Annotated in this window: 18 protein-coding genes and 4 tRNA genes; 8 read left to right on the forward strand and 14 right to left on the reverse strand. The window is 40.4% G+C overall.

All coding sequences use genetic code 11. The features are described 5' to 3' along the window. The first annotated feature begins 135 nt into the window (after positions 1–135). The 3 genes from ACFORE_RS08480 to ACFORE_RS08490 all read left to right on the forward strand — a co-directional run bounded on the left by ACFORE_RS08480 (position 136) and on the right by ACFORE_RS08490 (position 1,700). Entirely contained in the window at positions 136–261 is a 126-nt protein-coding gene (locus ACFORE_RS08480) for a hypothetical protein (RefSeq protein WP_293963154.1), read from the forward strand. 182 nt (positions 262–443) lie between these two features. Next, positions 444–1,289 (forward strand): IS982 family transposase, encoded by an 846-nt coding sequence (locus ACFORE_RS08485; RefSeq protein ID WP_420884313.1) that lies wholly within the window; start codon positions 444–446, stop codon positions 1,287–1,289. 66 nt (positions 1,290–1,355) lie between these two features. Next, entirely contained in the window at positions 1,356–1,700 is a 345-nt protein-coding gene (locus ACFORE_RS08490) for a helix-turn-helix domain-containing protein (protein WP_264879790.1), read from the forward strand. A 24-nt stretch (positions 1,701–1,724) separates the two neighbouring features. Here the strand turns inward: ACFORE_RS08490 and ACFORE_RS08495 are convergent, their stop codons facing one another. The 6 genes from ACFORE_RS08495 to ACFORE_RS08520 all read right to left on the reverse strand — a co-directional run bounded on the left by ACFORE_RS08495 (position 1,725) and on the right by ACFORE_RS08520 (position 7,725). Beyond that, positions 1,725–2,792 (reverse strand): hypothetical protein, encoded by a 1,068-nt coding sequence (locus ACFORE_RS08495; protein WP_154454483.1) that lies wholly within the window; start codon positions 2,790–2,792, stop codon positions 1,725–1,727. 306 nt (positions 2,793–3,098) lie between these two features. Next, positions 3,099–5,750 (reverse strand): valine--tRNA ligase, encoded by a 2,652-nt coding sequence (locus ACFORE_RS08500; RefSeq protein WP_154454484.1) that lies wholly within the window; start codon positions 5,748–5,750, stop codon positions 3,099–3,101. Positions 5,751–5,762: 12 nt separating this feature from the next. After that, a complete protein-coding gene (locus ACFORE_RS08505) occupies positions 5,763–6,326 on the reverse strand; it encodes a shikimate kinase (protein ID WP_154454490.1) in 564 nt (187 codons plus the stop codon). Beyond that, positions 6,326–6,904: a GNAT family N-acetyltransferase gene (locus ACFORE_RS08510; RefSeq protein WP_154454485.1), complete on the reverse strand. Its 579-nt coding sequence runs from the start codon at positions 6,902–6,904 to the stop codon at positions 6,326–6,328. Before ACFORE_RS08510 ends, ACFORE_RS08505 begins: the two co-directional genes overlap by 1 nt. 246 nt (positions 6,905–7,150) lie before the next feature. Beyond that, a complete protein-coding gene (locus tag ACFORE_RS08515) occupies positions 7,151–7,468 on the reverse strand; it encodes a helix-hairpin-helix domain-containing protein (RefSeq protein ID WP_154454486.1) in 318 nt (105 codons plus the stop codon). Between the two features lie 2 nt (positions 7,469–7,470). After that, a complete protein-coding gene (locus ACFORE_RS08520; RefSeq protein ID WP_154454487.1) occupies positions 7,471–7,725 on the reverse strand; it encodes a DUF1912 family protein in 255 nt (84 codons plus the stop codon). A 428-nt stretch (positions 7,726–8,153) separates the two neighbouring features. Here ACFORE_RS08520 and ACFORE_RS08525 point away from each other — a divergent pair, with 428 nt between their 5' ends. After that, positions 8,154–8,792 carry a deoxynucleoside kinase gene (locus tag ACFORE_RS08525; protein WP_167829256.1) on the forward strand — a complete coding sequence of 213 codons (639 nt, stop codon included), beginning with the start codon at positions 8,154–8,156 and terminating at the stop codon, positions 8,790–8,792. 6 nt (positions 8,793–8,798) lie between these two features. Beyond that, complete coding sequence (locus ACFORE_RS08530) at positions 8,799–9,545, forward strand: nicotinamide mononucleotide transporter family protein (RefSeq protein WP_154454488.1); 747 nt, start codon at positions 8,799–8,801, stop codon at positions 9,543–9,545. A 10-nt stretch (positions 9,546–9,555) separates the two neighbouring features. Here the strand turns inward: ACFORE_RS08530 and ACFORE_RS08535 are convergent. From ACFORE_RS08535 to ACFORE_RS08555, 5 genes are all read right to left on the reverse strand, one after another. After that, positions 9,556–9,626 (reverse strand) — tRNA-Thr (locus ACFORE_RS08535). A gap of 111 nt (positions 9,627–9,737) precedes the next feature. After that, positions 9,738–10,316 (reverse strand): GNAT family N-acetyltransferase, encoded by a 579-nt coding sequence (locus ACFORE_RS08540; RefSeq protein WP_154455496.1) that lies wholly within the window; start codon positions 10,314–10,316, stop codon positions 9,738–9,740. 85 nt (positions 10,317–10,401) lie between these two features. Then, a complete protein-coding gene (rlmD, locus tag ACFORE_RS08545; RefSeq protein ID WP_154455495.1) occupies positions 10,402–11,754 on the reverse strand; it encodes a 23S rRNA (uracil(1939)-C(5))-methyltransferase RlmD in 1,353 nt (450 codons plus the stop codon). Between the two features lie 37 nt (positions 11,755–11,791). Continuing rightward, a complete protein-coding gene (locus ACFORE_RS08550) occupies positions 11,792–12,373 on the reverse strand; it encodes a hypothetical protein (RefSeq protein ID WP_154455494.1) in 582 nt (193 codons plus the stop codon). A gap of 138 nt (positions 12,374–12,511) precedes the next feature. Further along, positions 12,512–12,703, reverse strand: coding sequence for a hypothetical protein (locus ACFORE_RS08555; RefSeq protein ID WP_154455493.1), 192 nt, complete (start codon positions 12,701–12,703; stop codon positions 12,512–12,514). A gap of 67 nt (positions 12,704–12,770) precedes the next feature. Here ACFORE_RS08555 and recX point away from each other — a divergent pair, with 67 nt between their 5' ends. The 3 genes from recX to ACFORE_RS08570 all read left to right on the forward strand — a co-directional run bounded on the left by recX (position 12,771) and on the right by ACFORE_RS08570 (position 14,527). Then, positions 12,771–13,553, forward strand: coding sequence for a recombination regulator RecX (gene recX / locus ACFORE_RS08560; RefSeq protein ID WP_154455492.1), 783 nt, complete (start codon positions 12,771–12,773; stop codon positions 13,551–13,553). 78 nt (positions 13,554–13,631) lie between these two features. Then, a complete protein-coding gene (gene ntdP, locus ACFORE_RS08565; protein ID WP_154455491.1) occupies positions 13,632–14,165 on the forward strand; it encodes a nucleoside tri-diphosphate phosphatase in 534 nt (177 codons plus the stop codon). 50 nt (positions 14,166–14,215) lie between these two features. Then, positions 14,216–14,527: a DUF960 domain-containing protein gene (locus ACFORE_RS08570; RefSeq protein WP_154455490.1), complete on the forward strand. Its 312-nt coding sequence runs from the start codon at positions 14,216–14,218 to the stop codon at positions 14,525–14,527. A 186-nt stretch (positions 14,528–14,713) separates the two neighbouring features. On the opposite strand, the gene ACFORE_RS08575 is transcribed toward ACFORE_RS08570, so the two are convergent. The 3 genes from ACFORE_RS08575 to ACFORE_RS08585 all read right to left on the reverse strand — a co-directional run bounded on the left by ACFORE_RS08575 (position 14,714) and on the right by ACFORE_RS08585 (position 14,978). Further along, positions 14,714–14,785 (reverse strand) — tRNA-Glu (locus ACFORE_RS08575). A 15-nt stretch (positions 14,786–14,800) separates the two neighbouring features. Next, positions 14,801–14,874 (reverse strand) — tRNA-Ile (locus ACFORE_RS08580). A 32-nt stretch (positions 14,875–14,906) separates the two neighbouring features. Beyond that, positions 14,907–14,978: transfer RNA gene (locus tag ACFORE_RS08585), tRNA-Thr, on the reverse strand.

Here is a 14,978-nt window from a genome sequence, read left to right on the forward strand (position 1 = left end):
TGATTTGCGTCAGATACAACGTCTTGTTGATCAGATACAGCTTGGTTTGCTTTGTTAACTTCATCTTGAGCTTTATCAGCGTTTGTTTGAGCGTTATTAACAATTTCTTGTTGAGAGTCAGTAGCGGCTTGTGCTGTGTCAGCATCAGCTTTAGCGGTATCGACCTCTTCTTTGACAGTATCAAGAGAATCAGATACTTGCGCTTGTGTTTCAACAGAAGCGTCATCAATTTCATCAGCGGTACATGAGTTGTTGATTTAACGCTAACACCAGCAAGTGCAACAGTAATAGCGGCAGATGTGAGTAATTGTTTGCGATTCATAGAATTTCGTTATCTCCTTACCATTTATCACTAACTACCCGTGGTGCTAGTAAAATTTAAGATACGAAAAAAGCCCAAATGGACTATACTGTAAGTGACAACTAAACAGGAGGTAGTCCAAATGAGCCATTTACAGTATACCGCTAAATCTCATCATTTACAATGGGATATGAAGCCATTAAAACAATTTTGTACTCTTATTTATCGTCAATACAGTCCCAAGTTATTGCGTGAACGCCACAATATCAAACTTTGTAAAACAAAAGATAGTTCTATTTTAGTTCTCTTATTTTTACAAGTAGAGTTAGGTATTCGGTCTCAGCGTAAGTTTTATCGTATGTGTCAGTTATTTATTGGTAGTAGTGGATTAGAACGTACGCGATTTTATCGTCGTGCAAAATATTTGCTTCCTCTATTTAAACTAATCAGACAAGCGCTAACAAAACGAATATCTAAAGATGAGCTTGTTATTGTAGATAGCTTTCCACTTCCTGTTTGTCTTCCAGTTAGAAATTTTAAAACTAGGATTTTTCGGGACGAACAGGCTGATATTTCCTTTAATTCAGCTAAACAAATGTGGTTTTATGGTTTCAAGGTGCGTATGTTGGTAACCTTATCAGGTTACGTTGTGAACTACCTCGTGACACCTGCATCACCCCATGATAGTAAAGCCTGTGAGGAATTACTAGAAGATACCAATTTTCCTATGATTTTAGCGGATTTAGGCTATATTAGCCAATCATTGAAGCAACGATTAGCACAAAAAGGATACCAGCTTTGGACACCGTTACGTCAAAACATGAGCGAAGCTAAACATCATAATAATTGGAAATTAATGGCTAAACGACGAACTATTGAAACGAGATTTTCGGTACTCTGTACAGAATTTGATATTCAAAGACCCCTTGTTCGTAGCTTATGCGGACTGGAACTGTGGTTAGAAAGTATTATTTGGGTTTATAATTGAGATTTTTCAACTAGCACCACGGGTAATCTTTATAATAATATATTATTAAACTAGGATTGTGATTTTATGGAGACGTTACTCAAAGATATCAGCAAACGTATTAAGAAATATCGCTTGAAATGCGGATATACTCAGCAAGAACTTGCGGAAAAAAGTGACTTAAGTCTGCCTTTTATCAACCTAATTGAAAATAATCATAGGAAAATGACGCTTGAAACCCTTATTAAGATTTTAAATGCTCTAGATGTTTCTTTGAGTACTTTTTTCCTTCCCTATTCTCACGAAGAAGATAATACAGTTGATGCTGAATTAACTAGTATGATAATTAAAATTCAACAATCACAAAATAAAGAGAAATTTATTCATATCATGAATGAAATAATTGATATGACTGACTCAGAAAACTATTAAAAAAACACACATTTGGTGTTTTTTTTAATAGTTTGTTCGCTCGCTAATCTTATAAAAGACCTTGTCCGCGGGAATCTTGCTAAAGGATAGGTCGCCTGTGTTTCCAATAATCAAGCGGTCTTGTGAGGTGTCGGTCTTACCAGCAACTTGACCACGAGGGATAAGAAAGAGAGCGTTGTATTCATTACCTCCTTCAAGAGTTACTTCAAATGGATAGTAAAGATAATCGCCAACTTTTTGATAACTTGTCGTCAATGGTTGTGAGTTATCAACATCAAAACTGCCGATATATCGACCATTTGTAACATCCTCTAATAGGTCAGAATCATAGTCAACAACTGCTATGCTAGAGCCATCAGACGCTTGATAGCTACCTAAAATGTAAATATAAGGAGTAGAATAGTTATAAGAAACAAGCCTTGAACAATTCTCATATTGGCTAACATCATCCGATATTTTGAATTGACAATAAGCATTTTCAGCAGGTGTGCCATTTTGCGTTCCAGCCATTCTATCTCGTGTGCTGTCAGTATTACCTACTTGCCAACCAGCTGGGTAAAGCAAGGGAACATAACCGCCAGCACCCATAAAACCCGACGCTACTGACAATTTAATAACATCAACTTTTTCAGTTTTGGTCGAATTTCTAAAATAGATGACGCTTTGTATAGCCTCGCTAGCACCAATCAATTGCTCGACACCCCGTGTATTACCGTTGCTATCAACCTTTAAACGGTAACCATCGGGTAGAACTACCGTCACAATATCAGCTTGTTTAAAAGAACTACCGTCAGGATAATCCCACACACCAACGAGCGACGAATAGTCACCATTTAGTATGGCATCAACTGGGTCAACTGTTTCTTCTGTACTAGACTCACTAGACTCTCTAAATTCACTAGAGTTGCTAGACTCGTTAGATTCACTAGATTCGCTTGTTTCCTCTTCTTTTGAATGACTTGAATGCGTGGTTTCGCTGGTCTCATGGTTCACATGATCTTGCGACTGGTCAAACCAATTGTTTTGACTTTCCGCCAAACAAGCACTTAAACCAAGCAAAACCACGGTTGATAGTAAAACGAGCTTTTTCATCGTCATAACCTCCTAAACGATAGTGCTGCCTTCTTGCCGTACTTTTTGGGCAACATTTAACGAGTGGTATTCTAAACTCTGTTCCCTTTTTGTCTCAAAATCATATCTCGTATCCTATTTCATAAATGATAGTTATGAGACTATTATAACATCTTTTTTGAAATCGGATACACAGAAATAAAAAAAGAAGAGGCTCAACATCATAGGCCTCTCCCTTGGAGATTATGAAAAAGAAAAGTTTTAGGATGATTATAGTATATAAAGACTTCCTTAAACAAACCTAAAAGTTTTCCTGAAAATACATATTTATTTCACCAATTTTTTCATATCTTCGATACGAGCAACGGTTGCGTCGTATTTGGCTTGGTAATCAGCTTGTTTGTCGCGTTCTTTTTGCACTACTTCTGGTTTGGCATTAGCGACAAATTTCTCATTGCCGAGTTTACGAGCGACCATGTCCAATTCTTTTTGCCATTTGGCAAGTTCTTTGTCCAAACGTGCCAATTCTTCTTCGACATTGAGCAAATCAGCTAGTGGCAAGAAGATTTCAGCACCTGTGATGACGCTTGACATGGCCAAGTCTGGTGCTTCGATATCTGATGCGATTTCCAATTTTTCTGGATTGGTGAAGCGTTTGATGTAGTTGACATTGTCATTAAAGAAAGCTTCCAATTCGCTGTCGCTTGTTTTGACAAGGATAGTGATTGGTTTGCTTGGTGCCACATTGACCTCACTACGAGCGTTACGCACTGCACGGATAAGGTCTTTCAAGCTTTCCACACCCTTGTGAGCTGCTTCGTTTTCAAAGGCTGGGTTCACCGTTGGGTAAGCAGCCGTTACGATAGAGCCTTCAGAGATTTGTTCAAAGATTTCTTCTGTCACAAATGGCATGATTGGGTGAAGCAAACGAAGAATCTTATCAAGCGTGTAAAGCAAAACAGAACGTGTGATGACTTTTTCAGCCTCATTGTCGCTGTAAAGCACTTCCTTGGTCAATTCCACATACCAATCCGCAAATTCATCCCAGATGAAGTTGTAAAGAATGTGACCAGCCACACCAAATTCAAATTTATCAAAGTTTTCAGTGACTTTGGCGATGGTTTCATTCAAATTGTGCAAAATCCAACGGTCAGTGACATTACCAGCCTCACCAGCTACCACTTTTGCGACGTTGTCGCTGGCTTGCTCAAGAGTCAAACCATCGTTATTCATCAAGATGTAACGTGAAATGTTCCAGATTTTGTTGATGAAGTTCCAAGCAGCGTCCATTTTTTCATAAGAGAAACGAACGTCTTGGCCAGGGGCAGAACCATTTGACAAGAACCAACGAAGCGCATCTGCACCGTATTTTTCAATCACATCCATTGGGTCGATACCGTTACCGAGTGATTTAGACATTTTGCGACCTTGCTCGTCACGGATAAGACCGTGGATAAGCACGTTTTCAAACGGACGGCGTCCTGTAAATTCCAATGATTGGAAAATCATGCGTGACACCCAGAAGAAGATGATGTCATAACCCGTTACCAAGGTAGATGTTGGGAAGTAGCGTTTGAAATCTTCTGAGTCCGTATCAGGCCAACCCATTGTTGAAAATGGCCAAAGGGCAGAGCTAAACCAAGTATCTAGCACGTCCTCATCTTGTGTCCAGCCGTCGCCCTCAGGAGCTTCTTCGCCGACATACATCTCACCGTCTGCATTGTACCAAGCTGGGATTTGGTGTCCCCACCACAATTGACGTGAGATCACCCAGTCATGCACATTTTCCATCCATTGAAGGAAGGTATCGTTGAAACGTGGTGGGTAGAATTTCACTTCGTCGTCTGTGTCTTGGTTGGCAATGGCATTCTTAGCCAATTGGTCCATTTTAACGAACCATTGTGTTGACAAACGTGGTTCAACTGGCACACCTGTACGTTCTGAGTGACCCACGCTATGAACCATTTTTTCGATGTTGACGAGCGCACCGATTTCATCCAATTTTTTCACGACAGCTTTACGAGCTTCAAAGCGGTCCATACCAGCAAATTCACCTGCAAGTTCATTCATAGTACCATCATCGTTCATGACATTGACTTGTGGCAAATCATGGCGTTGACCAACCAAGAAGTCATTCGGATCGTGAGCTGGAGTGATTTTAACCACACCAGTACCAAATTCTGGGTCAGCGTGTTCGTCACCAACGATTGGAATTGGCTTGTTTACGATTGGAAGGATTACATTTTGACCAATCAAATCTTTGTAACGGTCGTCATTTGGATTGACCGCCACGGCAACGTCACCAAACATGGTTTCAGGACGAGTCGTTGCCACTTCAAGGGCACGTGAACCATCTTCCAACATATAGTTCATGTGGTAGAAAGCCCCTTCCACATCCTTGTGAATAACCTCGATATCAGAAAGTGCTGTGCGTGCTTTTGGATCCCAGTTGATAATAAATTCCCCACGGTAAATCCAACCTTTTTTGTACAATTCAACAAAGACCTTACGCACCGCTTTTGACAAGCCTTCATCAAGGGTGAAACGTTCACGAGAATAATCCACAGAAATCCCCATCTTCCCCCATTGTTCCTTGATTGTTGTCGCGTATTCGTCCTTCCATTCCCAAACTTTGTCTAGGAATTTTTCACGACCAAGATCGTAACGTGAAATGCCTTCTTCAGCAAGACGGGCTTCAACTTTTGCTTGTGTCGCAATCCCAGCGTGGTCCATACCAGGAAGCCATAAAGTATCAAAACCTTGCATACGTTTTTGACGAATAATAATATCTTGCAAAGTCGTATCCCAAGCGTGACCAAGGTGAAGTTTACCAGTCACATTTGGTGGTGGAATAACGATAGAATAGGGATGAGCTTTCTTATCGCCAGAAGGCTTGAAAACATCCTCATCTAACCATTTTTGATAACGCCCAGCCTCAACCTCAGCTGGGTTATATTTGGGTGAAAGTTCTTTTGACATAATGTGTCCTTTCTACTTTTTTTCAATATCATTTAATTTTTGTAAAATAAGCTGCGCTGATTCACGAGCAGATAACTCTGTATTATTGATTTTATAATAATACTTAAGAAATTCGGGTGACTTCTCTGGATTAAACTGAGCAAAAGTCATCGTTGATAAAATATCCTTTTCAGACCATTCCAAATCACGTTTTACTGGTTTACACTGCAAACGATGTTCGGTGCGATTGCGCCGAAGCCGTTCTGTTAAATCCGTTTCAAGTTCGACAAACAAAACCTCTCTCTTAAACGAGTGAAAAACATCTTGAATTTGTCTCAAAAACGCAATGTCATTTGAATCATTAAAATCAATCACAACAGTAAAAATAAGAGGTTGATTGCTCTGAGCAAAAGCTTCGAAAAAATTTAGTCTAATTTTCCGAATGAGTTCAGCAGAGATAGGTCCATATTCCATAAAACAGCTAACAAAATCAATGCTATCGTGATTATGAAACAAAGTCATATCAGTCATCTTTTCAATTTCTTGACCAATCGTCATCTTACCTGAAGCTTGTGCACCAATAATAACAAGATTCATCATCTCCCCTCCCACTCACTTTTCAGCAATCCATAGCGCAATAGGTCACAACGTTTTCCTTGTGCGTCTTTGCGGTCACGGATTCGAGCTTCGAGGGTGAAACCTAGTTTTTCAGCAATACGTTGGCTTGCTTTGTTGTAACCATAACATTCAATTTCAATTTTGTGGAGATTGAGTAGGGTAAATCCAACTTCCAACAACGCACGCGCAGCCTCTGTCATCAGCCCTTTCCCCCAATAATCTGGATGAAGAAGATAGCCCATCTCCAGCACATCATCTGCATGGCGATGATTGAAATCAACTGAACCAATGACTGTGTTTGTCCCTTTTAGGCAAATCCCATAACCAGACGGAATCTTTTGCTCCTCCCAGCGTTTTGGTAAGATATGCTCAAGATAATAGGCCTCCTCTTCTACCGTTTTCACAGGTGGGAAGCTTGCTCGCCAAGTCACTTCTGGCAAACTTGCATAAGCAAACACGTCCTTGGCATCTATGACCAAACGCTGTCGCAAATAAAGCCGCTCCGTTTCTACATCAGGCAGTTTCTCACCTTTTATGTGACCTAGAATGTTTATCATAATATCCCCTTTTCCCAATAAAAAACCGCCCCTGCCATACGACAGGGACGAACTTTTTATAAATCCGCGGTACCACCCACATTCGAGTGACTGGCACTCGCAACTTGTTTATTCAATTACACCCTTTCAGCAACCAGCCTTAACATTTGTACGGATTTCTCAACCACACCGCTCTCTGTGACAAATGGTCCTTAAGACACCTCTGAATGGTTTTATTTTATCAGATTTAGTCCGCTAACGCAATGCTTAGGCCTTAAAGGAAACACCATTTTCCTTTAACTTATTAACCGTCGCTGGACCAATCCCTTTAAAGGCCAAAACCTCTTTTTCACTAAACTTTTCAAAATCCAAGACTGATTGAATGCCTTCATTGTACAGCGTTTCAATCAATTTTGGTCGAATGCCTTCTACGGCAGAAATTGCTGAAAATTCTTCCAAACTAAGAGTTGCTTTTGAAACTAGTTTACTGGCCGCCTCAAGCGTTGATGCGGCTGCTGTTTTTAGCATTCCCGCACGCTTTAATTTCAACATATACTCTTTTTTTCGATTCTTTTTCTTTGCCATTATTAATAATTTCTCTCTCCTAAAAGATTATCTGGTAAATCATGGAAACCTTTGCCGGATTTATAATTCGCAAATTTTCCTTGGATAAATTTGTAAGCGTCCAACTTACTTTCATAACGAATATAAGCATCCGCAGCACGCTCATCCTTGTCCTCTTCTACAATCTTGCGGCTTGCATCCATAGCCATTTCATTGATTGTGATTTGTGAATCTACCCAAGCTTCAAAGTCTTTTAAAAATTCTTGTTCGTAAGTCATAACTCCACCTCGTCTGATTTCCTAGCACATATTATATCAAAAGCATCGCAAAAAGAGAAGTTTGTAAGGGATTTCCATGCTATTTTGACATGAAAGAAGAACCATTTTCAGAAATCTATCTGTCCTTTTCATTTTTTAGGACAATAAAGTTTCCCAGTATATCACAAAAATAATATTTTTCAATCCTTGCAAAACACAAAATATAGTGTTAACATTTTAACCGTTAACAATATATTGTGTTTTTTGATATGCAGTTCCCACAAGAAATTGATTTTCTTGCGACTACATAGATGATTCTAACAGAAAGGAGCCAGCCATGACCAAAACCTAGCCCAGCCTGAGTGCTTAATTGTCAAACCAGTCCTAGATTTAGGACAACACAATCCTTTATTGATCAATAAAAAACGTTTTGGAGGTGCATTACCATCGTGATTATTCTAGCAGGAATGATAGGAGTTGGAAAAACGACCTATACTTCTCTTTTGGCCCAAGAACTAGGAACAACAGCTTTCTTTGAACCTGTTGAAAACAACCCTATTTTAGATAAATACTATGAAGACCCTGAAAAATACGGCTTTGCTTTGCAAATTTATTTCTTAAACAAACGCTTTGCTGCTATCAAAAAAGCCTACAAGGCTGATAACAATGTCTTGGACCGCTCGATTTATGAGGATGCTTTATTTACCTACATCAACACCCTTCAAGGTAGTATCAGCGACCAAGAATACCGTATTTACCTAGACCTTTTGGATAACATGATGGAGGAAATTGACGGACTTCCTAAAAAAGCACCTGACTTACTCATCTATCTTGAAGGCAGTTTTGACCATATCATGTCCAACATCAAAAAACGCGGACGTGAATTTGAACAACCTGACCACAACGAAGGGTTAACCGATTATTACAAACTTCTTCACTCACATTATAATAACTGGTACGATAACTACCAATACAGTCCCAAAATGAAAATCAATACTGATCACATCGATGTGACTAAATCAGAGGACTGGCAAAAAGTTTATCGCATGATCCGTCAAGAAATGAAATCAATTGGAATTGGAGATTAACATTTTTTGGACACACAACTTTCACTCAAACAATCATTTGACCTCGCTTGGGGTCGTTTTACTCTCAGAGAACGCCTCTTTGTCATTGCATCCTTTACTGTTTCACTTGGCTTTACGGTCTACGGTATCCTCTCAACCCTTTGGTTAGGGCAATTAGACATGATCACCATTCTTTCTATCATCATGTCTGTCTTTGGTTTTATTGGAACCTGGACCCTCGCCTTGCAATGGCAACACACTTTCAAAGTCAACGGCATTCAAAACCTTGCTGGAATCCTCGTTGCTGGGATGCAAGGCATCTATGGTGATATGTTTACCAGTCTTTATTACCTCATCACAGAATTTATCGGTAACAGCAATTGGAAAAAACGCCGCAACAAAGACGGCGAACTGGTGGTCGATAAAGGCTTTGGTGTTAAAGACGTTCTCATTGCTATCTTTTTCTGGACGATTTGGCTTGGTTTGCTCTCCTTTTGGATGGGCGGTCAACAAATCATCCTAGACGCTCTCACCAACGGACTTTCCTTCACCGCACAACAAAGACAAGTCAAAGGACACATTGACGGTTTTTACCTCTGGCTACTGGTTGACTTGCTCAGCTTTATTTTATTCATGGCGATTGGCAATCAAGTCGTTGCCTTTAGCTACCTTGGTATGTTTGCCCAAGGATCCGTCGGTATCATGATTTGGCAAAAAGGAAAAGGCGACAATGTCGCACTCCAAAACAAAAAAGCCTCCGAAGAGACTTTATAATATAATCATCTGCCACCACCGAGAATTGAACTCGGAACGGAGCATTACCATTGCTCTATTATACCATTTAACTATAGCGGCTACCATATAATAATAACACGACACGAAAACTTTCGCAAGCTTTTTTTACCAATTTGCTCAAAAAAGGGCACACCCCACAAGCATTTGCTTTTGTGGGGCTTTTTGGTATGCCTAAGAAAGATTTTGTTTCAAAATAGTGTGAATGGATTGGACAGGAGGAGTCAACTCAAGATGTTCGCCCAACATTTTTTCCATCCAAATCATGTCATACCAACGGTTGAATTTATAACCTGATGAATGAAAAGTCCCAACCAACTGATACCCCAAGGCTTGGTGAAATCCCGAACTATGATTGGTCAAATAAGCATCCTCCACCGCCGTCGATGCAATGCAAGCATTGAGGTTTAGCACACCCATTTGACGCAGATAATGCTCCAACTGCTGGTAAAGCAAACGTCCAAGCCCCTTATGACGCTGCCTGTGATCCAAATAAATCGTCATTTCCGCTGACCAAGCATAAGCAGGTCTGACATGAAAAGGGGCTGAATAGGCATAGCCCACAATCTGCCCAGCCTCTTCTGCAACCAAATAAGGGTAAAACGATTGGATATCCTGCATTCGCGCTGCAAATTCCTCCTGGCTGGGTACCTCATAATCAAAAGTCACAGCCGTTTCTTCCACGTAATAACGGTAAATCTCCCGCAGCCTTGACACATCTTCTAAACGAGCCAAACGAATCGTAGGCGTCATCTCCTGTCCTCCTCAACTGTTTTGTCACAGTATAACGAGAAAAACAGGACCTGTCAAAAGAAAGCTGACAAGCCCTGTTATAGTATCATTTCTTGCTTAATTTCACCACGGCTTCAGTCCGTGCCGTATGAGGAAACATATCCACTGACTGAATATATTCCACTTGGTAAACCTTCGTCAAAGCCACCAAATCACGCGCCAAGGTTGCTGTATTACAAGACACATAAACCATCTTGGCTGGTTGGTAACGCAAAATCGTTTGAAGCAATTTCTCATCCAAGCCTGTACGCGGTGGGTCCACAATTAAGGCATCCGCACGATAGCCTTCTTGGTACCACTTGGGAATAATATCCTCCGCACGACCAGCTTCGTAGTAAGTATTGTCAAAGCCCATACGCTGAGCATTCTTCTTCGCATCAGCAATCGCTTCTGGAATAATATCCATGCCTCGAACACTCTTGACCTTATCAGCAAAGGCAAAACCAATCGTCCCCACACCACAATAAGCGTCAATAATATGGTCATTTTCAGAAACATCCAAGGCTGCCACAGCTTGCCCGTACAAGACCTGCGTTTGCTGGGGATTTAGCTGGTAAAAAGCTCGTGGTGACAATGAGAACTGATAATCCAAGACCTCTTCTTCAATCGTAGCACGTCCCAAAATGATTTCCGTCTTATCTCCGTAAATCTCACTTGATTTGGAACGGTTAAGATTGACCGCAATGCCTTGAATTTCCTCAAATTCCGCCGTCAAGGTCTTAATCACTGGCGCCAAGAAAAGTTCACGACTGGTCACAAAAATGAGCTGTACCTGATTCGTCGCCATTGCCTTACGAATCATCACCGTCCGCACACCTGCAGTTCGACGCTCATCGTAAATTGGAACTTGGTATTTTTCTAACAATGCCACCACACGATTGATAATGGCTTGCGTCAACTCATCCTGCACCAAACAATCTTTGATATTAACCAAACGATGACTTCCCTCTTGGAACAAGCCTGCTTTGACATTTCCTTTAAACGCACGCGTTTGAAATTGCAATTTAGCACGGTAATGATAAGGAGTATCCATGCCTATCGTGTGACGAATGTCATAATTCTCATAACCCGCAGGTTTGAACTTTTTCAAGGCCTGCCTAATCAAATCATCCTTAAACTCCAACTGCTTGTCATACTGCAAATGCATGATCTGACAACCGCCACACGCATCATAAATAGGACACGGTGCCTGCACACGAAAAGGCGAGGTTTTGTTGATAGTCAAAAGCCTAGCCTGAGCAAAATTGCGTTTCACAGCCGTGATTTGACAAAAGACATCTTCACCTTTTAAGGCACCTGGCACAAAAACCAAGGTCTTTTTATAAAAACCAATACCTTCCCCGTTGATTCCCATACGCTTGATTTTCAAAGGAATTTTTTGCTTTACTTTCACATTCATTGTTGACTAAATGTAACTCCTGATTTCTTCAATTTTTCTAAAGTGGCTTTTCCAAAAGTTGGCAAGGCAAAAGAGCCGTTTCCGTCAAAAGTTGAAAATTCTGAATCCCGTAAATACCATTTAAGGCTAATACACTAAGCTGCTTGGACGATAAAAAAGGCAAGTGGTCCAAATCATCGTCACTATCAGCCACATTAGTGGTCACGTAAGCATTCAAATAAGCTTGAATGTAGGTCGATGCCGTCAGCAAAAGCGGTAAAATAGGGGAAAAAGCGAAGTAAAGACTCTCTTCGCAATTAGCTGAGCACTCCTCCCACGTTTCAGCCTCCATGACACGACCTAACGGAAAGATATCTTGCTCACAAAAAGCTAGAAAATCCGTCACTTGCACACAAAAGCCCACTAATAATTGTGATGCATCGGCATGATAGCCGCCTAAAATGGCGGCTACCAAAAGTGATACTTGCATTCGCACATCTGCTGCATAGGATGTACAACTATTAACAAAAGCTTGCGCTTCATCATAGCGCGACATGAGGACATAAAGAGCCAGAATCTCATAACGACAAGTCAGACCATCTGCCCTATCCACCTGATAAATGGCTAAAAAGTGGTCCAAAGCCTTTTAATAAAGCCCATGTTGCTTACACAAAGCAGCCAAATCCAACTTAACCGTCAAATAAGGGCGGCTTTTCTCATTGTCCCAAGTCCTGTCCGCCAGCGCTGACCAACTAGGAAAAAGACGCTCCTCTGACCGCTACAAATCATACAGGTCTTCCATCAAATCCCAACCTGATAAAAGGCCAGCGTCAACAGTCCCATCAAAAATGCATTCAGCAGATGCATTGGCATTTTCTTCATCAAACCAATCCAAAGAGCCTTCAGCCTCCTCAAAAACCTGACTTTGCCGATATTGGTCCAAATGGATTACCTTATCTTTTCCAACCATAGCCACCTCTTTTTAGAAAAATGCCTTTTCTTATCTCTATTCTACCATTTTTGCTATAATTAAAACTATGAAAATCACCAAAATTGAAAAGAAAAAACGCCTTTATTTGATTGAGATAGACGGTTCTGACAATCTTTATGTCACAGAAGATACCATCGTTCATTTTATGTTGAGCAAGGGCATGAGCCTAGATGACGCCTTACTAAAGGACATTCAAAGCTTTGCCCAATTTTCTTACGGCAAAAACCTCGCCCTCTACTACATTTCCTTTAAGCAACGCACTGTAAAAGAAGTCAAACAGTACCTTGAAAAACACGAGATTGACACACGTTATATTCCCGATATCCTTGACAATCTAATAGCAGAAAATTGGCTAAATGACCAGCAATATGTTGAAAACTATCTGGCTCAAAATCTCCATTCAGGCGACAAGGGACCTTATATCCTAAAACAAAAACTCATGCAAAAAGGGATTGATACACAAGTCATTGAACAGGGCTTAGCCCAACTTGACTTCTCAGAAGTGGCAGAAAAAACTGCCAAAAAACTGCTCAAAAAATACCAGAGCAAACTTTCTAGTAAGAGTCTAACAGACAAAATCATCCAAAACTTGATGAATAAAGGTTTTTCCTATGACGAAGCCAAAACCGCCTTTGAAAAACTTGATACCGACAAAGACGAAGAACAAGAGCAGGAGCTTCTCTATCAAGCCCTAGACAAACAACACCGCAAATTAAGCAAAAAATACGATGGCTATGACCTCAAACAACGCCTTATCCAACATCTCATGCGTAAAGGGTTTGCTTATGACGACATCCAAACAGCACTTCGAGATTATTTGTCGATTTAATGGCATTTCTAAGTGATTTTTTCAGAAAATTATGATAGACTATAACAGATAAGTTTAATTGTAGAAAGTTGGTAAGGCATGAAATTACCTAAGGAAGGCGACTTTATTACAATTCAAAGTTATAAGCATGATAAGAGTCTGCACCGTACATGGCGCGACACAATGGTACTAAAAACAACAGATACAGCCCTTATAGGAGTGAACGACCACACATTAGTGACAGAAAGTGATGGCAGACGCTGGGTGACACGCGAACCCGCTATCGTCTATTTTCATAAAAAATATTGGTTTAATATTATTGCTATGATAAGAGATAACGGAGTTTCCTACTACTGCAACCTTGCCAGTCCATACGTTCTGGACGAAGAAGCTCTAAAGTATATCGACTATGATTTAGATGTCAAGATTTTTGCCGATGGCGAAAAAAGACTGCTTGACGTTGATGAGTACGAGTTGCACAAGCAAGAAATGGGGTATTCACCAGACATTGATTTTATTTTAAAAGAAAATGTTAAGATACTCGTTGATTGGATAAATAACGGTAAAGGACCTTTTTCACAAGCTTATATTAACATTTGGTACAAACGTTATCTTGAACTAAAGAATCGTTAAAGTTGCAAGCATCCGAAAGGATGCTTTTACAGTATTAGTGGAGGTGTTCTATGGCATTTGAAGACACAAAGAAACGTTCTGTCAGTTTTGGAGTAGCAACCAGCATCCCATTTGAAATTATTGAAACACTCTGGGATTTATTGGACAATTACCTAAAAACCGTTGTCCAGCTAGACTCTATCCTATCCTTTCACTTAAAAAACAACCACAATAACATCGCAATCGAATACTTCAACAGTAATCAAAACCTTTCCATTACCTTTGATTACAATTTCCCCTTTGATGAGTTTTTCCCAAGTACTGTTTATATCATGGATCAAGCAGGAATGGAAACACTCCTCCTTCCATACGAATTAGATTAGCTATTAGTTTAATTCTTTATATTACCACAGTAAAAGTTCTATTTTATAGGACTTTTTTTATTAATCCCCACCCATCTAACTCTAATGGATGGTTTATTGTCACGTACCTTACGGAGCGTGACGGACTGAAAGTCACATAATAAAAAAGAAGATTGACTAACAACCTCCTCAACTCGTTTAAAATAATAGTCCGTACGGGATTCGAACCCGTGTTACCGCCGTGAAAAGGCGGTGTCTTAACCCCTTGACCAACGGACCATATTATTAAATGAATGGGCACAAGTGGACTCGAACCACCGACCTCACGCTTATCAGGCGTGCGCTCTAACCAGCTGAGCTATGCGCCCAATATAGCTAACAAATTATATCATAATTGTTATGCCGGCTACATGACTTGAACACGCGACCCTCTGATTACAAATCAGATGCTCTACCAACTGAGCTAAGCCGG

This window comes from Streptococcus alactolyticus, from assembly GCF_042649785.1.
Lineage (GTDB): Bacteria > Bacillota > Bacilli > Lactobacillales > Streptococcaceae > Streptococcus > Streptococcus alactolyticus.